This is a genomic window from Rhodoferax sp. LS1R11 (assembly GCF_056521395.1).
Map to the genome: position 1 here is coordinate 1 of NZ_JBWMAW010000025.1, position 25,048 is coordinate 25,048.

At 58.8% G+C, this 25,048-nt stretch carries 23 protein-coding genes, 2 pseudogenes and 1 riboswitch; of the genes and pseudogenes, 6 read left to right on the forward strand and 19 right to left on the reverse strand.

All coding sequences use genetic code 11. The annotated features are described in order from the left end of the window. Nucleotides 1–571 (forward strand): NAD-dependent epimerase/dehydratase family protein (locus tag AC097N_RS19940; protein ID WP_479583819.1); only part of this gene is annotated, 571 nt, incomplete at its 5' end. A 61-nt stretch (nucleotides 572–632) separates the two neighbouring features. Here the strand turns inward: AC097N_RS19940 and AC097N_RS19945 are convergent. The 10 genes from AC097N_RS19945 to AC097N_RS19990 are packed head-to-tail and all read right to left on the reverse strand — an operon-like array spanning nucleotide 633 to nucleotide 10,026. Beyond that, nucleotides 633–1,949, reverse strand: a complete 1,317-nt coding sequence (locus AC097N_RS19945; protein WP_479583820.1) for a glycosyltransferase — start codon at nucleotides 1,947–1,949, stop codon at nucleotides 633–635. 58 nt (nucleotides 1,950–2,007) lie between these two features. Continuing rightward, a complete protein-coding gene (locus AC097N_RS19950; RefSeq protein ID WP_479583821.1) occupies nucleotides 2,008–3,138 on the reverse strand; it encodes a glycosyltransferase family 4 protein in 1,131 nt (376 codons plus the stop codon). Between the two features lie 4 nt (nucleotides 3,139–3,142). Then, complete coding sequence (gene rng / locus AC097N_RS19955; protein ID WP_479583822.1) at nucleotides 3,143–4,618, reverse strand: ribonuclease G; 1,476 nt, start codon at nucleotides 4,616–4,618, stop codon at nucleotides 3,143–3,145. A gap of 9 nt (nucleotides 4,619–4,627) precedes the next feature. Then, nucleotides 4,628–5,230 (reverse strand): Maf family protein, encoded by a 603-nt coding sequence (locus AC097N_RS19960; protein WP_479583823.1) that lies wholly within the window; start codon nucleotides 5,228–5,230, stop codon nucleotides 4,628–4,630. Between the two features lie 18 nt (nucleotides 5,231–5,248). After that, entirely contained in the window at nucleotides 5,249–5,716 is a 468-nt protein-coding gene (gene rlmH / locus AC097N_RS19965; protein ID WP_479583824.1) for a 23S rRNA (pseudouridine(1915)-N(3))-methyltransferase RlmH, read from the reverse strand. Between the two features lie 12 nt (nucleotides 5,717–5,728). Continuing rightward, nucleotides 5,729–6,451 (reverse strand): ribosome silencing factor, encoded by a 723-nt coding sequence (rsfS, locus tag AC097N_RS19970; protein WP_479583825.1) that lies wholly within the window; start codon nucleotides 6,449–6,451, stop codon nucleotides 5,729–5,731. Next, nucleotides 6,451–7,068: a nicotinate (nicotinamide) nucleotide adenylyltransferase gene (gene nadD / locus AC097N_RS19975; RefSeq protein WP_479583826.1), complete on the reverse strand. Its 618-nt coding sequence runs from the start codon at nucleotides 7,066–7,068 to the stop codon at nucleotides 6,451–6,453. Before nadD ends, rsfS begins: the two co-directional genes overlap by 1 nt. Further along, nucleotides 7,065–7,997: an oxygen-dependent coproporphyrinogen oxidase gene (gene hemF / locus AC097N_RS19980; protein ID WP_479583827.1), complete on the reverse strand. Its 933-nt coding sequence runs from the start codon at nucleotides 7,995–7,997 to the stop codon at nucleotides 7,065–7,067. Before hemF ends, nadD begins: the two co-directional genes overlap by 4 nt. A 5-nt stretch (nucleotides 7,998–8,002) precedes the next feature. Next, nucleotides 8,003–9,295, reverse strand: a complete 1,293-nt coding sequence (gene purD, locus AC097N_RS19985) for a phosphoribosylamine--glycine ligase (protein WP_479583828.1) — start codon at nucleotides 9,293–9,295, stop codon at nucleotides 8,003–8,005. Continuing rightward, the gene (locus AC097N_RS19990; protein WP_479583829.1) at nucleotides 9,292–10,026 is read right to left on the reverse strand and encodes a YebC/PmpR family DNA-binding transcriptional regulator; all 735 of its coding nucleotides are present in this window, start codon (nucleotides 10,024–10,026) and stop codon (nucleotides 9,292–9,294) included. The genes purD and AC097N_RS19990 overlap by 4 nt, the downstream gene beginning before the upstream one ends. Before the next feature lie 58 nt (nucleotides 10,027–10,084). On the opposite strand from AC097N_RS19990, the gene AC097N_RS19995 reads away from it, so the two are divergent. Together AC097N_RS19995 and upp are read left to right on the forward strand one after the other, a co-directional pair. Beyond that, the gene (locus AC097N_RS19995) at nucleotides 10,085–11,608 is read left to right on the forward strand and encodes a helicase HerA-like domain-containing protein (protein ID WP_479583830.1); all 1,524 of its coding nucleotides are present in this window, start codon (nucleotides 10,085–10,087) and stop codon (nucleotides 11,606–11,608) included. 74 nt (nucleotides 11,609–11,682) lie between these two features. Then, nucleotides 11,683–12,306 (forward strand): uracil phosphoribosyltransferase, encoded by a 624-nt coding sequence (upp, locus tag AC097N_RS20000; protein ID WP_479583852.1) that lies wholly within the window; start codon nucleotides 11,683–11,685, stop codon nucleotides 12,304–12,306. A 102-nt stretch (nucleotides 12,307–12,408) separates the two neighbouring features. Here upp and AC097N_RS20005 read toward each other — a convergent pair. The 4 genes and pseudogenes from AC097N_RS20005 to AC097N_RS20020 all read right to left on the reverse strand — a co-directional run. Then, nucleotides 12,409–12,706 (reverse strand): annotated as a pseudogene (locus tag AC097N_RS20005) (FAD-dependent oxidoreductase); the annotation flags it as partial. Between the two features lie 62 nt (nucleotides 12,707–12,768). Beyond that, nucleotides 12,769–12,912, reverse strand: a pseudogene (locus tag AC097N_RS20010) (hypothetical protein); the annotation flags it as partial. Between the two features lie 120 nt (nucleotides 12,913–13,032). Beyond that, nucleotides 13,033–13,132: riboswitch (glycine riboswitch) on the reverse strand. 10 nt (nucleotides 13,133–13,142) lie between these two features. Next, nucleotides 13,143–14,321: a M20 aminoacylase family protein gene (locus AC097N_RS20015; RefSeq protein WP_479583831.1), complete on the reverse strand. Its 1,179-nt coding sequence runs from the start codon at nucleotides 14,319–14,321 to the stop codon at nucleotides 13,143–13,145. A gap of 5 nt (nucleotides 14,322–14,326) precedes the next feature. Continuing rightward, complete coding sequence (locus AC097N_RS20020; RefSeq protein ID WP_479583832.1) at nucleotides 14,327–15,325, reverse strand: tripartite tricarboxylate transporter substrate binding protein; 999 nt, start codon at nucleotides 15,323–15,325, stop codon at nucleotides 14,327–14,329. A gap of 132 nt (nucleotides 15,326–15,457) precedes the next feature. Here AC097N_RS20020 and AC097N_RS20025 point away from each other — a divergent pair, with 132 nt between their 5' ends. Next, on the forward strand, nucleotides 15,458–16,354 hold the full coding sequence (locus AC097N_RS20025; protein WP_479583833.1) for a LysR family transcriptional regulator: 897 nt from the start codon (nucleotides 15,458–15,460) through the stop codon (nucleotides 16,352–16,354). 10 nt (nucleotides 16,355–16,364) lie between these two features. On the opposite strand, the gene AC097N_RS20030 is transcribed toward AC097N_RS20025, so the two are convergent. Together AC097N_RS20030 and AC097N_RS20035 are read right to left on the reverse strand one after the other, a co-directional pair. Continuing rightward, entirely contained in the window at nucleotides 16,365–18,617 is a 2,253-nt protein-coding gene (locus AC097N_RS20030) for a RelA/SpoT family protein (RefSeq protein ID WP_479583834.1), read from the reverse strand. A gap of 18 nt (nucleotides 18,618–18,635) precedes the next feature. Further along, nucleotides 18,636–19,532: an alpha/beta fold hydrolase gene (locus AC097N_RS20035; RefSeq protein ID WP_479583835.1), complete on the reverse strand. Its 897-nt coding sequence runs from the start codon at nucleotides 19,530–19,532 to the stop codon at nucleotides 18,636–18,638. A 115-nt stretch (nucleotides 19,533–19,647) separates the two neighbouring features. On the opposite strand from AC097N_RS20035, the gene AC097N_RS20040 reads away from it, so the two are divergent. Continuing rightward, nucleotides 19,648–20,418, forward strand: coding sequence for a 3-hydroxybutyrate dehydrogenase (locus tag AC097N_RS20040; protein ID WP_479583836.1), 771 nt, complete (start codon nucleotides 19,648–19,650; stop codon nucleotides 20,416–20,418). 80 nt (nucleotides 20,419–20,498) lie between these two features. Here AC097N_RS20040 and AC097N_RS20045 read toward each other — a convergent pair whose 3' ends face one another. The 3 genes from AC097N_RS20045 to AC097N_RS20055 form a co-directional block, all read right to left on the reverse strand. Further along, nucleotides 20,499–22,982, reverse strand: a complete 2,484-nt coding sequence (locus AC097N_RS20045) for a protein kinase domain-containing protein (protein WP_479583837.1) — start codon at nucleotides 22,980–22,982, stop codon at nucleotides 20,499–20,501. Nucleotides 22,983–23,081: 99 nt separating this feature from the next. Beyond that, complete coding sequence (locus AC097N_RS20050; RefSeq protein WP_479583838.1) at nucleotides 23,082–23,792, reverse strand: SIMPL domain-containing protein; 711 nt, start codon at nucleotides 23,790–23,792, stop codon at nucleotides 23,082–23,084. Nucleotides 23,793–23,841: 49 nt separating this feature from the next. Continuing rightward, the gene (locus AC097N_RS20055) at nucleotides 23,842–24,123 is read right to left on the reverse strand and encodes a hypothetical protein (protein ID WP_479583839.1); all 282 of its coding nucleotides are present in this window, start codon (nucleotides 24,121–24,123) and stop codon (nucleotides 23,842–23,844) included. 166 nt (nucleotides 24,124–24,289) lie between these two features. Between AC097N_RS20055 and ompR the strand changes: the two genes are divergently transcribed. Further along, on the forward strand, nucleotides 24,290–25,021 hold the full coding sequence (gene ompR / locus AC097N_RS20060; protein WP_479583840.1) for an osmolarity response regulator transcription factor OmpR: 732 nt from the start codon (nucleotides 24,290–24,292) through the stop codon (nucleotides 25,019–25,021). Nucleotides 25,022–25,048: the final 27 nt, after the last annotated feature.

Here is a 25,048-nt window from a genome sequence, read left to right on the forward strand (position 1 = left end):
CTATGGTTCAAATTTTGAAGCACCAGTCGATGAAAACTCGAAAGCTGTAATACCGATCAATGGCCTTCAGCCGCAAGATTGGTATGGCGTGGCCAAACTGCATGCGGAATGCCGTCACCGCTCGTTGCCGCAACTGCCCATCATCGATATCCGGGTGTTCAATTATTTCAGTCATACGCAGGATATGTCTGCGCGCTTTCTCATTACCGATATCTTGCGGGCCATTCGTGACAAGACCGTACTAAAGACATCGTCTGACTGCATCGTGCGCGATTATTTGCACCCGTCAGATTTTTATCAGCTGGTGGTTGCACTTCTTGACGGACCCTCCGCCAATATGGCGGTTGATTGTTATAGCCTTGCCCCGATTGACAAGCTTTCTCTTTTAGTTTTTATGCGAGAAAAATTTGGGCTTCAATATGAAACTATCGGGACTCCTGCGGGCATCAACGCTACTGGGAACAAACCTCATTACTTTTCGAAACAAAGGTTAGCCGCAAGACTGGGGTATCACCCCAAGCTAACATCCCTTCAAGGTATTGAAATTGAAACAACTGCGTTGCTTCAATAACCAAGGTCATTTTTGACACACGAAAGATAATCGTCATGTTTGTCTATTTTGGAACGACCACTTAACGGACCCAGCCAAGTAGCTTATCGACTGCAGACCTGGTAGTGTATGGGCTAGCCATTGCATCGTCAGGAAGTCCAATGTTGCGCCAGCGGTCACACAATTGCTCCACCGCGAGAGTAAGTTTGCTTTTGACTTTACCGTCAGCAAATCCGTTCCGTACATTACCAATCACCACATGCCCCTGCCCCCGGATCAAATCAGCCATCTGCGGGTTACGATGCACGACCGCCAGAATCGGTCTTTGCATCCACAGGTATTCATACAGCTTGGATGGAATGTACTCAGAACATATTGCGTCTTCCCCATGCAACAGCAGTAGCACATCCACAGACCGCATGCGGTTCAAAATTTGTTCACGTCCGCTCAGGCCAGTTTGAGGGTCTGCTTCAATACGGCCAAAATGATGCAGACAATGGGCAACACTTGATGTTGCGAGTAGGCCAGTTGAGACGCTGTCCAACGGTCCTCCGTACACATGAAGTTTTGTCAGGGCGATCAAATCTGGTCGACTCTGACCCAGCAACTCCAAGGCCGCCAGGATCGGCCCCAAATGCCGGGTGGGTGAAAGTGAACCAAAGTGCCCAATAATGAATTTGGCGCCAGGCTGATACGGCGGCAAAACCTTGAACGGCTTGTCGATGCCCGGCAACATCATTTTGCCCCGCTCACCCAATTGAGGGTGTCTTTGGCGGGCGCTGGCGAGGGCTTGCTCGGTAAACCATATGGCAATATCCGCGTCAGTGCAGATCAAGCGCTCGACCTTTGCCTGCATCTTTTGCTGAGGCGTTATGGGCAATTCTCCCGGTACGACCAAGGGGTCATGAACCTCTGCGAGCCATCGGGTTCCGGTTTTTTTCTTGAGAGCCCGCGCCGCCAGATGGGCAGCAAATGCACCACCAGTTGAATAGATCAAGTCGAAAGGCTGTTTGCGCGCCAGCATCCGGCCTTTCACGTACGCGCTGAACCACCATGACCATGAACTCTCGACAGGACGCAATAATTTTTCCAGCAGCATCCACGGGAACAGGAAGAGCGAGGCCGCTGTCATCATGAGGCGATAGAGAACGCCGTTGCCCCAGCGCCGTTTCAGCACATGGCGCAATTCAAAACGAAATCCGGCAGGCCCCATGGGCCATAGCTGATGGTGTTCAACCTCAAGGTCACGTACTCCAGAAACACCGCTCAAAACGACTACCTCTATCCCGGCGTTTCGCAGATGGGGAAGCTTGTCGGTGATCGTCTGGCTGGCAGCTCTCCCGTCCATATTGAAGGCGTGCGCAATGATGAGCCAACGTTGCCGGGGGGGAGCCTTCATTCAGTGGAGGGAATTGCGTAAATTGAAAAGATGCGAATGGCGTTTTTGCGCCATACAACTACCGCTTGACAGCCGCTTGCAAATACAAGGCTTCATATTGTAGGGCGGCCTCGTCCCAGGAATGCTGTTGCGCAAATAGCAAGCCATGGCCAGCCAAGTTTGAAGCCAGCGTGGGCGAGTTCAAAACGGAGTCCATCAGCGTTGCCAAATGCTGTGAATCTTGTGGATCTGACAATATCAAGGCATTCAAGCCATCGGCCAGCTGCGCGGATATACCGCAATGCGCCGGGCCACTCACGACGACAGGTAATCCATGGGCCATCGCCTCCAGAACCACCATGGCAAAGGTGTCTTCCAGCGTGGGATGTGCCAGACAGTCCGCAGCGAGATAGGCGGGAGAAAGATCGTCAAGTGACCCAAGAAAGCGGACCCTTTTATCCACGCCCAGCCGCTCTGATATCTGTCGGTATTTAGGTTCAGCCCGGCGATTGCCCACGACGATCAACCCTGTTTGATCCGACATCGTCGTCAAGGCTTTTAAAAGCGCATCCAACCCTTTTCGGCCGTAATCATTGGCAACAAAAAGCACCCACTTGCTGTCTTGTGGCAATCCCAGCTTTTCTCGCGCTTCCTTTTTTGAGAGTTGACTTTTGTTTGGGCTGGTGCCCGGGGTGATGACTGAAATGGCGGTGGCGCAATGGGGGTAGGCCTGCTCGCATTCCTTGCGTAAACTCTCTGATGTCGCGACGACTTTTCTGATCGCGCTTAATTTGAAACGAGCCGCTTCAAGCAGCACATAGGTAAGAAGCCTCGGGCTGAGGGCCACTTTTAGCCATCTCGTGCACAGGCGAACGCCGGTGTAACCAAAAAGCAGGTTGTGGCGCAGCGGTCGGACATGAATAGTTTGAATCTGACCATGCCAAGTGTTTTCGTGGGAGTGCACCACGTCAAAACCACTTCTCGTCTTCAGCCATGTAGCCACCACAAACACAAGCTGGTTAAGCCAGCGCGGCTTTTGGCTCAGGCAGACAACCGGTTGATAGGTCACACCCGCCACAGGATGATTGGACTCCTGTGAAAACACGTGGATCTCGTGGCGGGCAGCAAGCTCCTGAACGATGGCAACCGAGTAACTTTCGGCACCGCCTCCTGACCTTGAAAAGGTCCTGCTGATAACGGCAATGCGCATGGTCCTACAAAAGAACAATATCGTATTGCTCTTGCCCCATGGCGCTTTCACTTTGCAAGGACACCGGCTTGCCAATGAACTCGCTCAGGCCCGCCAAGTGCTGACTCTCTTCATCCAGAAACAATTCAATAACCTTGGGCGACGCCACGACGCGAAATTCCCGCGGATTGAATTGACGGGCTTCGCGCAATATCTCGCGAAAAATGTCGTAGGTCACGCTGCGTGCCGTCTTGACGACGCCTTTGCCTTCGCATGTCGGGCAGGGTTCACACAGCATGTGCGCCAGCGACTCACGGGTGCGCTTGCGAGTCATTTCCACCAGACCGAGCTGAGAGAATCCGCCCGCATTTGTTTTGACCCGATCCCGCGCCAACTGCTTTCGGAATTCCGCCAGCACAGAATCACGGTGATCTTCCCGCACCATGTCAATAAAGTCGACGATGATGATGCCACCGAGGTTGCGCAGTCGAAGCTGGCGTGCGATGGCCTGTGCCGCTTCGAGATTGGTTTTGAAAATGGTGTCGTCAAAATTACGGGCACCTACAAAGCCCCCCGTATTGACATCCACGGTCGTCAAAGCTTCTGTCTGGTCGACGATCAGGTAACCACCTGACTTCAAGTCCACGCGTCGGCCCAGTGCTTTCGCAATTTCTTCGTCAATGGCATACAGGTCGAAAATCGGTCGCTCACCCTTGTAATGCTGCAACTTGGCAGAAGCGGCAGGCATGAATTCCTGACCAAACGTTTTGAGGGTTTCAAACTGCTCCCGCGAGTCGACCCGGATGGTTTGGGTGCCCTCGCCTACCAGGTCGCGCAACACGCGCTGCAGCAGACTCAGGTCCTGGTGCAAGAGGGACAAAGGCGGCAGGCGTACCGATGCGCCCTTGATGCGTGCCCAGGCCTTTTGGAGGTACCCAATATCTTCCGATAACTCCAGATCAGACGCTTCTTCTCCATTGGTACGCAAGATGTAACCGCCACCCTGCGGACCCGTGAGGCGCTGCAAACGGCTACGCAATTCGTCGCGTTGGTGTTGCGGAATTTTTTGCGACACACCCACATGATCGTCTTGCGGCAAAAAGACCAACATGCGACCGGCAATACTGATCTGTGTCGACAGCCGGGCGCCTTTGGTACCGATGGGGTCTTTGATCACCTGCACTAACAGTGCCTGGCCTTCAAACACCTGCTTTTCGATAGGAACTTGTGGTTGCGTATTGCGCGCCATGCTGGGTGGCTCGCCATCTGGCTGACGGTGCCAGACGTCAGCCACATGAAGAAAGGCAGCGCGTTCCAGGCCAATGTCAATGAATGCAGACTGCATGCCAGGCAAAACCCTGGCGACCTTGCCAAGGTAGACGTTGCCCACCAGCCCACGCTCAAGTGTGCGCTCCACATGCAACTCCTGGAGCACCCCATTTTCTACCAGGGCAACCCGGGTTTCCTGCGGCGACCAGTTGATCAAAATGTCTTCTTGCATGAGGCCTGCTTAAGCTTTGAAACCGAAAGAGCGCAGCAACTGGGCTGTCTCAAACATGGGCAGGCCCATGATGCCAGAATAGCTGCCACCCATGTGTGAAATGAAAGCCGCTGCCCTGCCCTGCACGGCGTAGGCGCCGGCTTTTCCCATGGGTTCACCCGAGGCGACATAGGTCTGGATTTGCTGGCGACTCATCTCGGCGAATGTCACTCGTGATTCGCACATTGCCTGCTCGCGTTTGCGGGTGGTACCCAGTGCCACAGCGGTCAAAACCCGGTGTGTTTTGCCCGAGAGTTCGTTCAGGATACGGGCTGCGTCCGCCGCATCGTCGGGTTTACCGTAAATGGTGCGCCCCATCGCCACCGTCGTGTCAGAGCAAAGAACGGGCGCCAAGGGCAGCGCCCGGCGCTTCAGGCGCTGCAATGCAGCATTCAGCTTGAGCTGAGTCACCCGCTTGACGTAAGCGGACGGCGCCTCATTGGGGAGAACAAGTTCAAGCCCTTCAGCATCTTCATCCGACCCAGGCAACAGTAACTCGTAGGACACGCCCAACTGCTCCAGCAACTGACGACGGCGCGGGCTTTGCGAAGCGAGATAAATGAACTTGGTCACAGCAATAACACGGATGCATCACTCTCGGTGATAGGGGTGATTGGCATTGATCGACCAGGCCCGGTAGAGTTGTTCGATCAATAAAACACGAACCATTGCATGGGGCAGGGTCAGGTCCGACAGGCGAATGCGCTCATGCGCCGCTTGTTTGAACGCCGGGTCAAGACCATCGGGGCCACCAATCACCAGCGCCACATCATCACCTTCAAGCTGCCAGTTCTGCAGCTTGCTGGCCAAAGCGACCGTGGTCAGGTTGGTCCCCCGCTCGTCCAGTGCCACGATACGGCAACCTTTGGGCAAGGCCGCTTCGATGCGACTGCGCTCCGCCGCGTACAAGTTTTCCAGGGTCTTGGAGCCACGGGGTTCTGTTTTGACGGTTTTAAGCTCAACCTTGAGTTCAAAGGGAAAGCGTTTGGCGTAGTCGTCCCACGCCGTTTGAGCCCAGTCGGGCACACGCTGCCCGACCGCAACAATCATCAACCGCACAATAAACCCGGATCAGGATTTTGCAGCGGCGGTCTTCTTGGCAGGTGCTTTTTTGGCAGCCACTTTGGCGGGGGCCTTGGGAGAAGCTTTCTTGGTTGCTGCTTTCTCAGGTGCGTTGATGACCACCTTGGTGATCGCAGTTTTCACGGCCGTCCTGGCAGGCGATTTTTTGGCAGCGGTCTTTTTAGCAGGTGTTTTGGTGGCTGCGGTCTTGGCGGCGAGTGTCTTCTTCACTTGCGCTTTGGACGGGAAGGCTTCGGCAACACCTTTTTTGGCGGCATTGGAACGACGCAGATTGCCTTCAACTTCCACGACTTTCTTGGCTGGTTTCGCAGGGGCCTCGACCTCTTTGGAAGTGGGCTTGTCCGAGCCAAACTTCAGGCGAATCGGCTTTTCACCCCACAACTCTTCCAGGTTGTAATAGGTCCGAAAATTGGGCTGCATGACATGAACGACGGCTTGCCCGCAATCCACAATGATCCATTCACCATTGGCTTCACCTTCCACACGCGGCTTCGGAAAACCTGCATCACGAACGGCATCACGCACGCTGCCTGCCAAAGCTTTGGTCTGGCGATTGGAGGTACCGGAGGCGATGATCACCCGCTCGAACAGAGCGGACAAGTGTTCGGTATCGAACACCTGAATATCCTGGGCCTTGACGTCTTCCAGACCATCGATGATGGCGCGCTGAAGTTTTTGGATGTCTTTTTTTGCAACAGTGGAAGTAGTCATCAAGTAGTCTGGTAAAGATGGTAGTCGTCAATATAACGCGCAACGGGCTCGAAAACCAGCGAAACAACGCTTTGATGCGCTGCAATTCGAGTTCGGATATCGGTGGCGCTGATAGGCATGAGTGGCATTTTCAGCCGTATGAATCGGGACTCATACGAGGTTGGAGCAACAAATCGGGGTCTTGCACCCGTCATATCTTCGCGCTCAGCTACACAAATTATAGCAAGCTGCAAAATCTCACGCCATTCATGCCAGGTCGGCAGGGCTTGGGCCTGGTCTTCGCCAATGAGGAGCATCAATTCAGCCTCAGGCAACTGCACCTTCAATTCACGTAGGGTATCTACCGTGTAGGTCGGTCCGGCGCGTTTGATTTCGCGGTCATCCACCAGCACATGGGGCACATCGCCAAAGGCCAGCTTCGTCATGGCCAGGCGATGCACGGCCGGTGTCAGGGGCCGGTTCTTGTGCCAGGCTTGCCCTGTGGGAAGAATCCGGAGCTCATCCAGTTGCAAATTTGCAACAGCCGCATGCGCAAGAGCCCTGTGGGCGAGGTGCGGGGGATCAAACGACCCACCGAACACGCCAACTCTTCTCACCCCGGATTTTGCAGGGGTCAAACCCACTCCTTACGGATCAGAAACCTGGCGTACAAATCGGCCTCTGGCGTGCCCGGCTCTGGCACGTTTTGGTAAGACCAGCTCGCCAGTGGCGGCATGGACAATAGAATCGACTCGGTCCGTCCACCGGACTGCAGACCAAAGTGCGTCCCGCGATCCCACACCAGGTTGAACTCCACATACCGGCCACGTCGATACAGCTGAAACGCCCGCTCACGCTCGCCATAGACCGTGTCCTTGCGTCGCTCAAGCACCGGCAGATACGCCGCCAAAAACGAATCGCCAACCGACTGCATCATGGCCAGGCTGTTGTCAAAGCCCAGCTCTGAGAAATCGTCAAAAAAGATGCCGCCCACACCACGCTGCTCGGAACGGTGTTTCAGATAAAAGTACTCATCACACCAGGTTTTGAAACGCGGGTATTTGTCGTCGCCAAAAGGCGCGAGTGACTGCTTGCAGGTGCGGTGAAAGTGCAGCGCATCTTCTTCAAAGCCGTAAAATGGCGTCAGATCCATACCGCCACCAAACCAGCACACCTCGGCGCCATCACGCCCTTTGGCGGCCAGCATCCGCACATTCATGTGAACGGTGGGCGCATAGGGATTGCGTGGATGGAACACCAGCGACACACCCATGGCTTCAAAAGGCGCACCGGCCAACTCCGGGCGATGCTGGGTGGCGGATGGCGGTAACTGGGGCCCGCGCACATGCGAAAAGCCACATCCTGCACGCTCAAACACAGGCCCACCTTCCAGAATTTGGGTGATGCCGTTGCCTTGCAACAGCTCACCCGGTTCTTTTTGCCAGGTGTCAGTCAAAAAAGCGGTGCCATCCATAGCGGCGACAGCCATGGTGATGCGGGCCTGCAAACCTTGCAGGTAGCCACGAACGAGCTCAGTCCGGGACGGGGTCAGATCCTGCGCGCTCATTCAAATCAGCTTTTGACTGCGCGGTAACCAATGTCCGTGCGGTACTGCATGCCGTCAAAACGAATGCCCAAAGCCACCTCGTAGGCGCGCTGCTGGGCTTGTCTGACGTTGTCAGCCAGCACGGTCACACACAGCACCCGCCCACCAGAGGTGACCAGATCGCCGTCTTTGATGGCCGTGCCTGCATGAAAGACCACGGCATCGTCGGCCTCCTTGGGCAGACCGCTGATGACATCCCCCTTGCGCGGGTGAAGCGGATAACCATGCGCGGCCAGCACCACACCCAAGGCAGTGCGACGATCCCATTGCAGCTCGATTTGGTCGAGCCGCCCGTGGGGACCTGGCTCGGTGGCGGCCATCATCACATCCACCAAATCGGTTTTGAGGCGCATCAAGATGGGTTGGGTCTCTGGGTCCCCCATGCGGCAATTGAATTCCAGCGTCTTGGGGTGTCCATTGCCGTCAATCATCAGGCCTGCATATAAAAAGCCGGTGAAGGGAATGCCGTCTTTTTCCATGCCCTTGATCGTGGGCATGATAATTTCCCGCATGGCGCGGGCATGCACATCAGGGGTCACCACCGGTGCGGGCGAATAAGCGCCCATGCCGCCTGTGTTGGGCCCCAGGTCATCATTGAGCAAGCGCTTGTGGTCCTGGCTGGCGGCCAGTGCCAGCACGTTCTTGCCGTCGCACATGACAATGAAACTGGCCTCTTCGCCTGTCAGAAACTCTTCAATGACAACGCGTGCGCCACCCTCGTTATGGGTCACGCCCAGCGTGTTGTCCACCAGCATGAAATCAACCGCCTCATGCGCCTCGGCCAGGGTCAGGGCCACCACCACGCCCTTGCCTGCCGCCAGACCATCGGCCTTGACGACAATAGGCGCGCCTTTTTGGTCGATGTAGGCGTGTGCAGCCACCGGGTCGGTGAAGGTTTCGTACTCCGCAGTGGGAATGCTGTGGCGCTTCATGAAGGCCTTGGAGAAGGCCTTGGAGCTTTCCAGCTGGGCAGCGGCCTGGGTGGGGCCAAACACCCGCAGCCCATGCTTGCGGAATTCGTCGACAACACCAGCAGCCAATGGGCCTTCGGGGCCGACCACAGTGAGCTCAATTTTTTTCTCGATAGCCCAGGCCCGCAACTCATGGATGTCCGTGATGTTGACGTTCTCAAGCCGCGGATCGACCGACGTGCCGCCGTTGCCCGGCGCCACATAAACGGTTTGCACCTTGGAAGACTGGGCCAGTTTCCAGGCCATGGCATGTTCGCGGCCACCGCCGCCAATGACGAGGATATTCATAGGGCCTCGCTGTCTATTTCTGCGTTGTGGTAAATATTCTGCGTGTCGTCCAGCTCTTCGAGCACGTCCAACAGCTTTTGCATGCGCACGGCATCGTCGCCCGTGAGTTCAATCGGATTCTCGGGGCGCATGGTGACCTCGGCCATTTCCGGCGTCAGACCCGCCGCTTCCAGCGCGTTTTTGACCGCCTCAAAGTCGGCATAGGCGGTCAACACCTCAATCGCGCCGTCCTCACCCATGATCACATCTTCGGCGCCAGCTTCCAGGGCCACTTCCATGACCTTGTCTTCATGGGTGCCGGGCGCAAAAATCAGCTGCCCGCAATGCTTGAACTGGAAGACCACCGAGCCTTCGGTTCCCATGTTGCCACCGTATTTGGAGAAGGCGTGGCGCACCTCGGCCACCGTGCGCACCTTGTTGTCCGTCATGGTGTCCACCAGAATGGCCGCGCCGCCGATGCCGTAGCCTTCGTAGCGGATTTCCTCGTAGGAGACGCCTTCCTGGTTGCCTGTGGCCTTGTCGATGTTGTACTTGACGCGGTCGGCCGGCATGTTGGCCGCCTTGGCGCGGTCCACGGCCAGACGCAGACGCGGATTGATGCTCAGGTCACCGCCACCGGCCCGGGCCGCCACTGTGATTTCACGAATGATCCGTGTCCACACCTTGCCCCGTTTTTCGTCCTGACGCCCCTTGCGGTGCTGAATATTGGCCCATTTACTGTGTCCTGCCACGGAGAATCCTTCAAAAATTCGTTACGCTATTGGATCAATTGTACTTTTTGAGAGCCCCATGTCTGATCCGATCCTCATTGCGCAACACGGCGAGACCCAATGTTTTCTGCGGCCCGACAAGGCGAACCGGCACGGACTCATCACGGGCGCCACCGGCACCGGTAAAACCATCACCCTGCAAACCATGGCCGAGGGCTTTTCCCGCATCGGGGTGCCTGTGTTCATGGCCGACGTCAAGGGCGACCTCACCGGCATCTCGCAAATCGGAAAATTGGGAGAGAAACTGGCCAAAGTCCTTGAGGAACGTGCGCTTCCAGCTCCTGAATTCATAGCATCCCCCACCACGCTCTGGGACGTATTCGGCGAGCAGGGCCACCCCGTGCGCGCCACGGTCAGCGACCTGGGTCCGCTGCTGCTTGCCCGCATGCTCAACCTGAACGAGACCCAGGCGGGCGTGCTGCAACTGGTGTTCAAGATCGCCGACGACGACGGCTTGTTGCTGCTGGACATGAAGGACCTGCGCGCCATGTGCCAGCTGGTGGGCGACAGCGCGTCTGAGTTCACCACCGAATACGGCAACATCAGCGCGGCCAGCATTGGCGCCATCCAGCGCGGGCTGATGCAGATTGAAGCCCAGGGCGGCGACCAGTTCTTTGGCGAGCCCATGCTCAACATTGAGGACTTCATGCAGACCGACGGCAACGGGCGTGGCGTCATCAACGTGCTGGCCGCCGACAAGCTGATGACCTCGCCCCGGCTGTACGCCACCTTCCTGCTGTGGATGCTCAGCGAGTTGTTCGAGCAATTGCCCGAGGTGGGCGACCTGGACAAACCCAAAATCGTATTCTTCTTTGACGAAGCCCACCTGCTGTTTGCCGATGCACCCAAGGTGCTGCTGGAACGCATTGAACTGGTGGTGCGACTGGTGCGCTCCAAGGGCGTGGGCGTGTATTTTGTGACGCAAAACCCGCTGGATATTCCCGATTCGGTCTTGGCCCAGCTGGGCAACCGCGTGCAACACGCGCTGCGCGCCTTCACCCCGCGCGACCAAAAGGCCGTCAAATCGGCGGCCGACACCATGCGACCCAACCCGGCGCTGGACATCGGCGCCGTCATCACCGAACTGGCCGTGGGCGAAGCGCTGGTGAGCTTTTTGGACGAAAAAGGTCGGCCCGGGATGACTGAGCGGGTCTACGTATTGCCGCCCGCCAGCCAGATCGGCCCCATCACCGCCGAACAACGCCAGGCCCTGATTTCAGGCTCCATCGTGGCGGGTGTCTATGAAAAACTGCTGGACCGGGAATCGGCTTACGAAAAAATCAAAGGCCATGCCGAGGCCCGGCTGGCCGAGAAGCCCGGCGCGGCCACGAACACCGAATCAGCCCCGGCACAAGAGGCGGCCCCCGCAGGCGGCGGTATTTTTGACAGCATTGGCTCCATTTTTGGCGGCGGCACGCGCCGCACCCGCACCTCGGCCGGGGAACAACTGGTGCGAAGCGCGGCCAGTGCCGTCGGGCGCGAAGTGGGCCGCCAGATCATCCGCGGCGTGCTGGGTGGCATTTTTGGCGGCTCCAAGCGCTGATACACAAAACCTGTTGAACCTCACTGACTCCTCAAGAAAGGTCTGAAATGAACGCATCCAACACCACCGACCCCATGGTCCATCTGGTCAGCCACCCGCTGGTGCAGCACAAGCTGACGCTGATGCGCAAAAAAGAAGCCAGCACCAACAGCTTTCGCACCCTGCTCAACGAAATCAGCATGTTGATGGCCTACGAGGTCACCCGCGACATGGCGATGCAGGACGTGGAGATCGAAACGCCGCTGGAAACCATGACCGCCAGGATGATTGACGGCAAGAAGCTGGTGTTTGTGTCCATCCTGCGCGCCGGTACCGGCATTCTGGACGGCATGCTCACCATCGTGCCGGGCGCGCGGGTCGGCCACATTGGCCTGTACCGCGACCCCAACACACTGCAAGCGGTGGAGTACTACTTCAAGATGCCCAAAGACATGCAGGAACGCGACGTGGTGGTGGTTGACCCGATGCTGGCCACCGGCAACTCCGCGGTGGCCGCGGTGGAGCGCATCAAGGCGCTGAAGCCCAAGTCCATCAAATTTGTATGCCTGCTGACCTGCCCCGAAGGCATTGCCACCCTGCGCAAGGCCCACCCCGATGTCGCCATCTACACCGCCGCGATTGATCGCCAGCTCAACAGCCACGGCTACATTTTGCCCGGTCTGGGTGATGCGGGTGACCGGATTTTTGGTACGCAATAAGTTTATATACAAACAGGCTGTAGCCCACGTCCTACCTTCGTATGCAGCTACTTATTTAATAGCATAAGTAGCTGCAGTCATTCTGAAAAATATTTGCACTCTTCATTGCGTATTGCTGGCTCCGTCGGCAACCACTTGCGCCACCATGTCCGCCGTGACCGCTGACAGGGTCCACCCCAAGTGTCCGTGCCCGGTGTTGTAGAACACATTGGCTGCCTTGCCTTGACCTACGCGCGGCATCATGTTGGGCATCATGGGACGTAGTCCTGCCCAGGGCACCACCTGGCGGGTATCCGATGTCGGGGAAGCATTGGTTAACCCAATCGACCACTGGACGAATGCGGTCAGCTCGAATGTCCTTGTTGTAGCCGTTGAATTCAGCAGTACCCGCCACACGGAAGCATTCGACGCGGACAGCTGGCCGCCGTTGGCAAACGATGTTTCCATTGCTGCGTAGCGGTTTTTCTCGAACAAGGTGACTGTAAAGCCGCGCTTGGCCAAAGCGTAAGCGGTGGTGACGCCGGTGATACACCGCCTATGACTGCGATTGATTTCATGGTGTAGATCTCCAAACAAGTCGAGGACAGAAGCACGACCACGCACCATGCCGCGGCGTACGCCCCCTCTGTTTGGAACCTGAGAGATTCATGGCATACCCTTGTGCGGTGTCGCCACTTGCTCCTGCGGTGTGCCGGGTGACAAACCCGGCAACTCTTCAGAGATCAATCATTCAGAACGGTCCTTTTGCCTGAGAATTTCCGGGGCGGTTGCTCCTTCGGCGCAAAGTGACTGTGTTGCGCCACTTTGTCTCTCCCGGACTGAATATCAAACAAAAACTATGCCAAAAAACGCTCCGTCAGTTGAACCCAAAAGGCCGCGCCGATAGGAATATTGCGGTCCTCGAAGTCATAGTTTGGATTGTGCACCATACAGGCACCGTGTCCACCAGAGGCCGCATCGCCATTGCCAATGAACAGATAGCTCCCAGGAACTGCCTGCAGCATGTAGGCAAAATCTTCACTGCCCGTAAGTGGCTCAGTTTGCAGCACCACGTTTTCAGCGCCCACCAGCGCCAAAGCAACTTCGCGTGCCAGTGCGGTTTCTGCTGGTGTGTTGACGAGTACCGGGTAGCCAGGCAAGAACTCGACCCGCGCCTTGACGCCATAACTTTGCGCCTGGGCCTCGACGAGCGCAACGATACGCCGGCGCAGCAATTCACGCACACCACGGTCCAATGCACGCACGCTGAGCTTGAGAGTGGCCTCTTGTGGAATGACATTGTTGGCCACCCCGGACTGGAAAGCACCTACCGTGATAACAGCCATCTGAAGTGGAGGCACATTGCGCGAAACAATGGTCTGGAGCCCCATGACGATCGCTGCACCCGCCACCACCGGGTCGGCACTGAGATGGGGCATAGCCCCATGACCGCCTGTACCCTCTATGTGCACCAGGACGTTTTCACTGGACGCCATGGCTGCGCCCTCGCGAAGCAGCAACTGCCCTTGCCTGAAACCAGGCATGTTGTGCATGGCAAAAATGGCATCGCAAGGAAAGCGATCAAACAGACCGTCCTCCATCATCTTGCGCGCGCCACCCAGGCTTTCCTCGGCAGGCTGAAAGATCAGATTCAAGGTCCCATCAAACCGACCGGATGTTGCCAAGTGTTCAGCCGCAGCCAGCAACATCGTCGTGTGCCCATCGTGTCCGCAAGCGTGCATCAGGCCCGCGTGGCAACTGGCGTGAGGCAGGCCGGTGGTTTCCTGAATGGGCAAGGCATCCATGTCCGCACGCAAACCAAGCTTGCGCGCGCCAGCACCACGCCGGAGTTGCCCCACCACGCCGGTGCCACCCAAGCCCCGTGTGACGGTATAGCCCCAACGCTGCAGGCGATCGGCCACCAGATCACTGGTGCGAAACTCCTGGAAACCGAGTTCCGGGTGCTGATGGATGTCCCGCCGCAGTGCGGTGTAGGTATCCGCATGGGTATGGAGCGCCGCAAGCGTGGGGACCATGGCGCTTACTGGGGCTGCAGGTTGATGGACTTGGCAATGGCACGGAACTGCGCGGTGCCGTCGGTATAAGCCTTGCCCACAGCGGCTAACGGCAAGGGTTGTGCGGTCAACTGGCTGTTGGCTTCGAGACCGGCGTGCACTGCGGGATCTTTCAATGTCTCGGTAATGGCCTTATGCAAAGCAACCACCACAGGCTCAGGCGTGTCCTTCTTCACAAAATAGCCCGTCCAGATGTTGAAGGTGAAATCCTTGAGCGCCTTGCTTTCGCTGATGGCGGGGAAATCTTTCACACCATCGAGCCGTGTGGGGTTGAGCATGGCCAGCACTTTGAGCTTGCCAGTTTTGTGGAGCTCCAGGTATTTTTTTCCAAAGGGGGCAAGAAAAATGTCAACCTGCCTTGCCATCAGATCCTGCTCGGCGGGAGCAGCTCCTTTATAAGGTACGTGGATCATTGGAATATCCGTGATCCTGGAAAGATGCTCCCCCAGCAAGTGGTAAAAAGAACCTGGCCCAACGCTGGCAAAGGTTACTGGCTTGCCTTGTTTGGCCGCATTGCGGGCATATTCGACAAACTCGTCAACGGTATTCACGGGCAAATCCGCCCGTGCCAGAAAGCCAATCTGCGCGGTGGCAATCATTTGAACAAGTCGGAAATCTTCGCTTTTGAATTTGATAGCCGACATCGCCAGCGGAGCCAGGATCAGCTCATTCGGTGAGCCCTGGAACACCAAGTGGCCGTCCGATGCGCCATTGAGCACCTTTTGCGCGGCAATGGACCCACTGGCTCCCCCCAGGTTGTCCACGATCACGGGCTGGCCCAAGTTTTTCCCCAGCGATGTATTGACCGTACGCGCAATAACGTCAGAAATTCCACCCGCCGGGTAGGGCACCAATAACGTAATGGGCTTCGACGGGAATGACTGTGCAGCAACCGATGCCGCCAGGACGAGACTGGCTAAAAGTGCGCTGCAGGCAAGCAGCGAATTTCGAAGGGTGATGTGCATGTCTGACTCCAGAGGTCGGTGGTAAATGTGCGCGAGGTGAAGCAGATCGTAGGCGGCCTAAATGAATGTGTCCAATGTATTATTTTCCTAGTTATCATTCATTTTTATCATTGATCTGAGGCGCAGCCAGTCATGAATATCAAACATCTGGAACACCTCTTGGCCCTTGCAGACACCGGTTCGTTCAGCAAAGCCGCAGTGAAGTTATTCATTACCCAATCCGCACTCAGTCGCAGCATCCAGAGCCTGGAAGAAGACTTGGGAGGGAAGGTGCTTGATCGCATTGGCAAGCGCAATGAACTGACTCCGTTAGGCACAGATGTCGTATCCAGAGCGCGGCATATTGTTCGTGACGCTGCTGAGTTGCGCCACAGCGCCAAGCTGCTGCAAGGGGGCGGCAGGGGCGCCATCAGCGTGGGCCTGGGCTCCGGACCCGCAGCACTTTTGATGGTCCCACTGATGTGCGCAGCAGCAACCCAGCAGGGCATGCGAGTGGCAGTGACGCAAGGGCCGGTGGAATTGCAGATACTGCAACTGCGCAGCCGTCAACTCGATGCGATGGTGGTCGACATGCGCCGCGTGATCCCGGCGGCAGACCTCAATATCGAATCGTTGGTCGATCTGAAGGCTGGCTTTGTCGTACGCGCAAAACATCCCTTAACCGATAAGAAAATTGTCACCCTTTCAGACGTGTTGCAGTACCCGGTGGCCTCCACGCCATTGTCCGACGAAGTGGCACGCCATATGGTGGACCAGTACGGCCCGCAGGCCAACCCGTCTGAAATGGTGACATTGCGCTGTGATGATGTTGCGAGCCTGGTTAACACCGTGGCACAGACCGATGCCATATTTCTGGGCGTGATTGCAGCAACCCGCAGGGGTTTGCAGGATGGCAGCTTGGTGGAGCTACATTTAAAGCCAAAATTATCGGCCACGGCACGCTTTGCCTACGTCACTCTGACAGGTCGAACCGAAGCATCGGCGATGGCCTATTTTCGTGAGTTCGTGCGTGACCATCTGCGCGACTGACCTCCAATAGTCACCGCCTTCGCGCCGACCGCACCCCGTTCAGCTCCGCCACGATGCCCAGCACCTTGGCGAGTCGTCCTGAATTGGCCACTTCGACCGTGAAGGTCATCCACGCCGTGCCTTTGACGGACTGGGTCTGAACGGCGATCACGTTCATTTTTTCCTTGGCAAAGACCTCGGAAATATCGCGCAGCAGGCCTTGCCGGTCTGCGGCTTCCACCGCCACATCCACCGGGTAGACGGCGGAGGTCGCAGCCTGGGGCACACCCCACTCCACCTCAATCACGCGCTCGCCGTTCTTGGCCACCATCTCGCGCAGGTTGGAACAATCGGTGCGGTGCACGCTGACGCCCTTGCCTCGCGTGACAAAGCCGCAAATTGCATCGGGCGGCGCCGGTTTGCAGCACTTGGCGAGTTGCGTCATGAGCGAATCGACCCCCACCACCAGCACCCCGCCCTTGGCCGGATTGGCGCCGCTGCGCGGTTTTTTCAGCGGCATGTAGTCGTCATCGGCTGCCACCGGTTCGGGCGGGCGCAACACGGTCTCGATATTGCGCAGGGAGAACTCGTCTTTACCCACCACTTCAAACAACTCGTCCGCCGAGTTGAAGCCGAGCTGGGAGGCCAGGTCCATCAGCTTGATGGCCGTTTTGCCTTCGCGCTGCAGCAGTTTTTCAACCGCCTCACGGCCTTTGGCAATGGTCTCGTCCATGGCTAGGGCATTGAACCAGGCCCGCACTTTGGCTTTGGCCCGGTGGCCCACCAGGTAACCCAAGTCCGGGTTGAGCCAGTCGCGCGACGGCCCGCCCTCCTTCGCCACAGTCACTTCCACGGTCTGGCCGTTTTTGAGCGGCGTGTTCAGCGGCACCATGACGCCATCGAGTCGCGCACCGCGGCAACGGTGGCCCAGGTTGGTGTGCACGCTGTAGGCAAAGTCCACGGCGGTGGCGCCTTGCGGCAGTTCCACAATGGCGGCTTCGGGTGTCAGCACATAAATGCGGTCGTCAAAATTGCCCTGCCCCTGCTCGCCGGAGAGGTCGCGCTCCCAGGCCAGCAACTGGCGCAGCACGGCAATTTTGGCGTCATAGGCACCACTGGCCGACACACCGGCATAGCCTTTGACCCCCGCCTCCTTGTAGGCCCAGTGCGCCGCCACACCGTGTTCGGCATGGTCGTGCATGGCCTGCGTGCGAATCTGGATCTCGATCGGTTGCCCGGCCTTGTCGCGCACCACGGTGTGCAATGAGCGGTAACCATTGACCTTGGGCTTGGCGATGTAGTCGTCAAACTCTTCGGTGATGGCCTCGAACTGGCTGTGCACCCAGCTCAGGGCGCCATAACATTCAGGCACCGTTCCCACCACAATGCGCAGCGCCCGGATGTCATACACCTGGTCAAACCCCAGCGACTTGCCGCGCATCTTCTTGACGATGCTGTAGATGTGTTTGGGCCGCCCCTGCACGGTGGCGGCAATGCCCTGCTCTTTCAGCTCGGCCTCCAGACGGGCGCGCAACTGCTCGACATGCAGTTCACGCTCGGAGCGCTTTTCGTCCAGCAGTCTGGCGACCTGGCGGTAAGTCTCGGGCTCCAGAAAACGGAAGGACAGGTCTTCCATCTCCCACTTGATTTCCCAGATGCCCAGGCGGTTGGCCAGCGGCGCAAACACCTGCTGAGCTTCACGCGCCAGACCGGCGGGCACCGGCAGCTTGGTCGCGGCATAGTGGCGCAGCGTCTGCAGGCGCGAGGCCAGGCGCAGCATGACCACACGCAGGTCACGCGAGAACGCCAGCAGCATCTTGCGCACGCTCTCGGTTTGGGCGGCTGCGGTTTGCGCCATCGGAATGACAGTCGACGTCCGCGCACTGGCCAACTGCGCCTGGCGCGCGTGGCGCTGCACTTGCACCAGCTTGGTGGTCTCCATGGCCAGCGCGGCAAAGTTGTCGCCAAAGGCTTTGGCAATGACTTCCTGGGGCTTGTTGAGGTGCTCGCAGGCATAGACCAGGTAGCTCGCGGCCTGCATGGCCTCGGAGCCGCCAATGGTCTTCAGGATGGCAGCCACCGCATCGGCATGGGCCAGGATGTTTTCACCGGTGTCCAGCGTCTCGCTGGCCAGCAAGGGCTCGGCAAAGGCCCGGGCACGTACCAGCGCGTTGACTTGCTCCGGCAGACTTTGGGCCGTGGCTGCAATCAACTGCGGCAACGCTTGTGCTGTTTTTTTTGAGAGATTCGCCGAACCGGGCGGTTCGACTGGAAGGCTTTTCATCAAATACCCGTCAAATGTCTAGTCAAGCAGAAAGGATGCCACGGCTTGAACCTGGTCCCCGGCATTGAAGGTGGGCGCATGGCCGACACCTTCAAACTCCACCAGGCGTGCTTTGGGGCCGCGCTGGGTCATGGCCTGTGCGGTCTCGCGCGTCAGCAGGTCGGACTGGGCGCCGCGGGTCAACAGCGTGGTGGCGGAAATATGGTCATACAGCTCCCACAAAGCGGCGTCGTTCAACGCACTCGACTCCTGGGTCATGGCGCTGATGGGAATCGCGATGGCGGGGTCATAGTGCAGCGTGAGACTGCCGTCCGCGTCGCCCGAGGGCTTGACCATGTGACGTGACAACGCCAGCCACTGCGCCGGGGTGTGCGGGCCAAAGGTGGTCGAGACCGCCCACATGGCATCGGCCGCGGCCTGTAACGAGGGAAAGCGCCCGGTGTGCCCCAGGTACTGGCCAATGCGCTGCAAGGCCTGCCACTGAATGACAGGGCCCACGTCGTTGAGCACCAGGCGGCGCACCGCCACGGGCAGCACCACATCGGGGTGGCCACACACCACCATGCCAATCAGACCGCCCATGCTGGTGCCCACCCAATCCAGCGTGGCGGGTTTGAGTTGAGCCAGCAGGGCCATCATGTCCGCGGCATAGGTCGGAATCTGGTAGGCGGCGGGGTCTTTGAGCCACTCACTCTGGCCCCGACCGGCCACGTCCGGGCAGACGACGCGAATGTCATGGCCTGCCTTGTCACACAGGCCCCGGGCCAGCACGTCGAAGTCGCGTCCCTGACGCGACAGACCGTGCACACACAGCACCACATGGGTGCTCTGCGGATTGCCCCATTCCCAATAGGCCATGCGGTGGCCGCCGGTGGTGTCAGGGCACAGTACGTAATTCAGCGTAGGTTCAGACATGGTGCAATTCTTGCCTTGATAATGTGTTGGCGCGATCAAATGACCGCTCCCTCTTCACGTTGTCTACATCCTAATTCAATCGCAGTGCACCACTGCCCACCTTCGGAGAAACACCATGTTAAAAGGCAAAACAGCGCTCGTTACCGGTTCCACCAGCGGCATTGGCCTGGGCATTGCCGTCGCCCTGGCCCAGCAGGGTGCCAATATTGTCCTGAACGGTTTTGGTGACGTGGAAGGCCCCAAGGCCGAGATCGCGGCATTGGGCGTGCAAGTGGCCTACCACGGGGCCGACATGAGCAAGCCCGCCGAAATTGAAGACATGATGAAGTTCGCGGCCGCCCAGTTTGGCCGCGTGGACATTCTGGTCAACAACGCCGGTATTCAGCATGTCGCGCGGATTGAAAATTTTCCCCTTGAGCGCTGGGACGCCATCATCGCCATCAACATGAGCAGTGCATTTCACGCCACCCGCCTGGCCCTGCCCGCCATGCAGACGGCCAACTGGGGCCGCATCATCAACGTGGCGTCTATCCACGGGCTGGTGGGCTCGGCAGAAAAATCAGCCTATGTGGCCGCCAAGCATGGGGTGGTCGGCCTGACCAAGGTCACCGCCCTGGAAAACGCCACGACAGGTGTGACCTGCAACGCCATTTGCCCCGGCTGGGTGCTGACCCCTCTGGTGCAAAAGCAGGTGGACGCCAAAGCCGCCGCGCTGGGCATCACTAACGAGGCCGCCACCAGGCAGCTGCTGGGTGAAAAAGAGCCCTCGATGCAGTTCACCACGCCCGAAGAACTCGGCGCGCTGGCGGTGTTTTTCTGCTCCCCCGCAGGCAACAACGTGCGCGGCGTGGCGTGGAACATGGACGGTGGTTGGACAGCGCAATAACGCTATTAAAACTATAGCTACTACCGCAGGTAGATAGAGGGCTACAGGCCAAAAAGGCTTAAAAATAGGTCAACCCGGCCTCAAACCGATTGTTTGAACGCCATGACGGCCTGGTTGCGCAAGGTGCGCAGCAAGGCCAGTTCTTTTTCGTCCAGCACCAAGCCCCCCTTGACGGCTTTGTCCGCGTAAATCAATCCGAAGGGACTTCCTTTGATGACCACGGGGAGCAGCAGGAAGGTGGGTGCGTTCACCATCTTGCGGTACCAGGGCGGCAGACGATCGGCGATGCGGGGCTCCGTGGCGTCGCTGATCATGGTGTCGGCGCCCTTGAGGCATACCGCGGTGAACAAATCCGGCGTGCTGGCTTTGAGCGCCACGCTGAAATGTTTGACCACACTTTCCACCCCGTCGCCCAGGCCAAACCGGCCGGTCAGGGCGTCTGTTTTGGGGTCGCGCATGCAGAAAATGATGCGCTGAAAATCCATCGCCCTGAACATCGTCTCCAGCACCATGCGCAGCAGGACGCTCAGCTTGACATCTTCGACCATGGCATTGGTGATGTCCTGTATGCCCGCCGCCAGGATCTCGGCCACGGGCTTGACCACCGGCGGCGCCACGGCGCCGAGCGCATTCGGGTCAACCAGGGTGGCCTGCAGTTCAAGGGGAGCCAGGGTATCGGCATAGCCTCCCCCTTCAAAGCGCAGGGTCAGGTCACCCGACTGCGGCGCTTTCAACAGATTGGCAGCGAGCGAATTGGCTGGCACGTGCAGGTCCATGGCGCTGGCCATGTCAATGAGTTTTTTGCGCGCCGTGAGGGTAGCGGCCTGCACGTCGGCCACGGTGAGCCCCAGCGTCCTGGCAAAGTGTTTGCCGACCTGCGCCAGACGAACATCAACATCTTTCGGGTCAACTCGCAACAGGATGTCGGCAAGTTCATTGCCGGCTACCGCCGTCCAGCGCAGGCGCTCAACGGCCTCTATGGGCGCGCGCGAGGGCGGGTCGCCCAAGGGCTTGCGCATCACGCGCTGGATGCCTTCCGGCAGACCCCAGACCTTGGCCACGCCCATGCCCAAGGCCTCAAAACTCAAGCCCAGCACACTGGCCGACGCCGCGGCTTCGCTCACCGGCTGGCGGGGCGATGAGGTCAGGCTGCGCACGGTACGCGCTTCTTCGGGAAAATAAAACTCGGTCAGCAGGCGGCCCAGATTCTGGAACATGGCGCCAATAAAGGCCTCTTCGCTTTCACGCGCCACCGGGCTGAGCTCCCCCGCAATGGCACCGGCCATCAGGGAGCGCAAAAATTCTTCTTTCAACACATTGGCATGCGCCTTGTCCTGCATGTGCTCCAGCAACACCAGGCTCAGCGACATATTGCGAATGCCGTTGAACCCCACCAGGCTGACTGCCCGGGACACCGTGCTGATGCTCCCGCTCTGGGCAAAATGGGCGCTGTTGACCATGCGCAGCAGCTTGTTGGTCAGCGCCACGTCCTTCAGAATTTCATTGGTGACGCTGCCCACACTCTCGGTCTCGGAACTGGCCATGCCCTGAATGCGCACCACCGAGTTGGACATGGCGGGAAAGTCACTTTTGTGCCGCATGCGGCGCAGCAAGAAGTCGAGCGTGCTGTTACCGGCATGGCCACTGCCCGCGCCATCGCCCTCGCCCGCCCCGCTTTGGGCGGCGGCGCCCGACCATTTCATCAACTCGTCACGAAACACCTTGGCGCTGGCGTGGCGTTGCGCGGGCTCACGGGCCAGGGCCCGCAACACAATGGCGCGCAAGCTGTCGTCCACATCGGCGCTCAAATCGGGCGGCAGGGTGAGTTGTTCATGAATGACGCGGTGCATCGCCCGGTACGGATCGCGCTCCGCGATCAGCGGCTTGCCCGCGAGCAATTCGGCCAAAACCACACCGGCTGAAAAAATGTCCATCAAGGGCGTCACCGGCAAACGCTGCGCCGCCTCGGGCGACATGTAGCCCGGTGTGCCGCCATCCGGCACAGCCGCATGGTTGGCGTCGCCCGCCTCCTTGATGCGCCCCGCAATGCCAAAGTCCATCACCCGCGCCCGGCCGGTTTCGTCGAGCAGCACGTTGGAGGGCTTCAAATCAAGATGCACCACCCCCGAGGCATGGGCAACCACCAGCGCATCAAGCACATCAGACATCAAGGCCACGGCCTCGGTCGGCGGCAGGGCACCGCGCCTGGCCACGACGGCTGCCAGTGTGTCACCCGGCACGTATTCAAACACCAGGTAGGGCTGCCGGTCCTGCACCTCGGCCTCAAAAACGGGAACAATATTGGGGTGGGTCAGGCGGCTGACGCTGCGGGCCTCCTTGAGCCACTGCGCCACGGCGTTGGCATCGGCCCCCTGATCCAGCTTCATGATCTTGAGCGCCACCTCGCGCTCCAGCCGCGGGTCAAACGCCAGCCAGACCACCGACTGCGCGCCCTGCCCCAGGACGCGGCGCAATTCGAAACGCCCCACCATGGCGGGCCCCGGGTTGGGCCCCAGACCCGGGGTCAGTGGTTGGGGGGACGTGAACGGTGATGAAACAGCCATGGGTCAATGTGTGCAGGTCGCCGGAGAAAAGACGCTCCGTGACATGAGTATGACACTGACCTCCTGGCGCAAGCACCAGAAAAAGAAGACGGAGCCCGGCTACTTCAGTTGCACGGAGCCTGCAACCGTCACCACAACGGCGGTCTTGCCGGCCTCGACCGGTACCGCCGACTCGTCCATGGCGACCTTGGCGCTCATGGCCACCATGCGCGGACGCGGTGAAAACCCTTGGTCGTTGGCATTCACGCTGACTTCGCGCAGCGTGTAGCCGGAGAAGCCGAAGCCACGGGCAATATCGGTGGCACGCGCCTTGAAACGCTCAATGGCCATGCCCTGCGCGTCCGCTTCCACCTTGAGGCGCTGCTCGCGGCTCAGGCCAAAACTCACGTTGCCCACGGTGAGGGTTTGAATCCTGCCCGCCGTGGTGCTGATACGGGCGAAGTCGCGCCCCTCGAGCACCAGTTCGGCCGAACCCTGCCAGCCGTTGGTCTTGCCATCCCGCCCGTAACGGGGGTACAGGCTGAAGCTGCCGGTGCGAACGTCCATCTGGCCGGGCTGGGCGACTTTTTTGGCCTCGGTCAGCGCAGTGTCGATGGCGGTTTTGAGCTGACTCTGAACCAGGTTGGCATCGGTGCCATCGCGGCTGGTGGAGAGCGAAATGGACAACAGGTCCTGCTGCACCTCGACGGTGCCACTGGCCGCCAACTGGACCACGTTTTGTGGAGCAGGAACCGGGTTTTGTTGAGCAAAAAGGCCGCTAGCGCCCGTCAATAGTGCGCATGCAGCTATTACTTTAGTAGCAAATTTCAAATTGATTCCCAATATGCAAAAAGTGAAAGGACAGCAACGCTCAAAGGTATCACGGATGCTCAGTTCGTCCGTCCCGGCGTTGCTGACGCAGCTGCAGGCGCAGGTTGGCCCGGTCCTGATCGGACATCTGCCGCGCGGCAGCACTGTCGTCCCGCACGGCCTCCGGGCTTTGGGCGTCCCGCGAGCGCGGCGCCATCAGGGCCAGCCTCAAGTCGGAGCGCCGCTGCTGCGGTGCGGCCTGTTCGAAGCCACCTTCCCGGCTGTAGGCAGGCGAAGACCATGCACCCAAACCAGTGACTGCCAACAGGAGAAAATAACGAAAATTATTCATGGTTCGACCATAACGCCAAATACCGGGTTGCCGCTTACATGGCCTGTCATTGAAGTTGAATGCCAGCGCAAGATTTGTAACAGTGTGTCAAACCCGCAATGAAAGCCCGGAATTTCCCCTTCCAACCCTGCAAAATGGGCTTTGTTACAAATTCAGTGATGTCCTCATGAACCAAGTTTCTCCCCGCACCGACAAAATCCTGATCGTTGACGATGACGCCCGCATCCGTGACCTGCTGCGCCGCTACCTGACGCAAGAAGGCTTTGAAGTACTCCAGGCCGAAGACGGCAAAGCGCTCACCCGCATTCTGCTGCGCGACACGGTGGACCTGATTGTGCTTGATCTGATGATGCCCGGCGAAGACGGCCTGTCCATTTGCAGGCGCCTGCGCGTCGCCAATGACCGCACCCCCATCATCATGCTCACCGCCAAAGGGGAAGACGTCGACCGCATCGTGGGCCTTGAGGTAGGCGCCGACGACTACCTGAGCAAGCCCTTCAACCCGCGTGAACTGCTGGCCCGTATCCATGCCGTGATGCGCCGCCGCCCCGTGCTGGAAGCCCCGGGCTCCCCTTCCACCGACAACGAAGTGGTGGTTTTTGGCCCCTACACCTTCGATCTGGGCGCGCGCACCTTGAAGCGCGACAACGAGGACCTGGCCCTCACCACCGGCGAATTCGCCATGCTCAAGGCACTGGTACGCCACCCGCGCCAGCCACTCTCGCGCGAGAAACTGGCCCAGCTGGCCCGTGGCCGCGAGTTTGAGCCCTTTGACCGCAGCCTGGACGTGCAGGTGTCGCGCCTGCGCAAACTGGTGGAAGTAGACGCCGCAGCCCCCCGCTACATCCAGACGGTCTGGGGCGTGGGTTATGTCTTCGTGCCGGACGGGGCAGCTTGAACGCGCTACCCCCCGTGGAGGTCACTC

Coding starts and splice junctions, on each gene's coding strand:
- AC097N_RS19945 (WP_479583820.1), bottom strand. CDS start 1,949: ATGAAGGCTCCCCCCCGGCAACGTTGGCTCATCATTGCGCACGCCTTC.
- AC097N_RS19950 (WP_479583821.1), bottom strand. CDS start 3,138: ATGCGCATTGCCGTTATCAGCAGGACCTTTTCAAGGTCAGGAGGCGGT.
- rng (WP_479583822.1), bottom strand. CDS start 4,618: ATGCAAGAAGACATTTTGATCAACTGGTCGCCGCAGGAAACCCGGGTT.
- rsfS (WP_479583825.1), bottom strand. CDS start 6,451: ATGACTACTTCCACTGTTGCAAAAAAAGACATCCAAAAACTTCAGCGC.
- hemF (WP_479583827.1), bottom strand. CDS start 7,997: ATGAGCGCGCAGGATCTGACCCCGTCCCGGACTGAGCTCGTTCGTGGC.
- purD (WP_479583828.1), bottom strand. CDS start 9,295: ATGAATATCCTCGTCATTGGCGGCGGTGGCCGCGAACATGCCATGGCC.
- AC097N_RS19995 (WP_479583830.1), top strand. CDS start 10,085: ATGTCTGATCCGATCCTCATTGCGCAACACGGCGAGACCCAATGTTTT.
- upp (WP_479583852.1), top strand. CDS start 11,683: ATGGTCCATCTGGTCAGCCACCCGCTGGTGCAGCACAAGCTGACGCTG.
- AC097N_RS20015 (WP_479583831.1), bottom strand. CDS start 14,321: ATGGTCCCCACGCTTGCGGCGCTCCATACCCATGCGGATACCTACACC.
- AC097N_RS20020 (WP_479583832.1), bottom strand. CDS start 15,325: ATGCACATCACCCTTCGAAATTCGCTGCTTGCCTGCAGCGCACTTTTA.
- AC097N_RS20025 (WP_479583833.1), top strand. CDS start 15,458: ATGAATATCAAACATCTGGAACACCTCTTGGCCCTTGCAGACACCGGT.
- AC097N_RS20030 (WP_479583834.1), bottom strand. CDS start 18,617: ATGAAAAGCCTTCCAGTCGAACCGCCCGGTTCGGCGAATCTCTCAAAA.
- AC097N_RS20035 (WP_479583835.1), bottom strand. CDS start 19,532: ATGTCTGAACCTACGCTGAATTACGTACTGTGCCCTGACACCACCGGC.
- AC097N_RS20040 (WP_479583836.1), top strand. CDS start 19,648: ATGTTAAAAGGCAAAACAGCGCTCGTTACCGGTTCCACCAGCGGCATT.
- AC097N_RS20045 (WP_479583837.1), bottom strand. CDS start 22,982: ATGGCTGTTTCATCACCGTTCACGTCCCCCCAACCACTGACCCCGGGT.
- AC097N_RS20055 (WP_479583839.1), bottom strand. CDS start 24,123: ATGAATAATTTTCGTTATTTTCTCCTGTTGGCAGTCACTGGTTTGGGT.
- ompR (WP_479583840.1), top strand. CDS start 24,290: ATGAACCAAGTTTCTCCCCGCACCGACAAAATCCTGATCGTTGACGAT.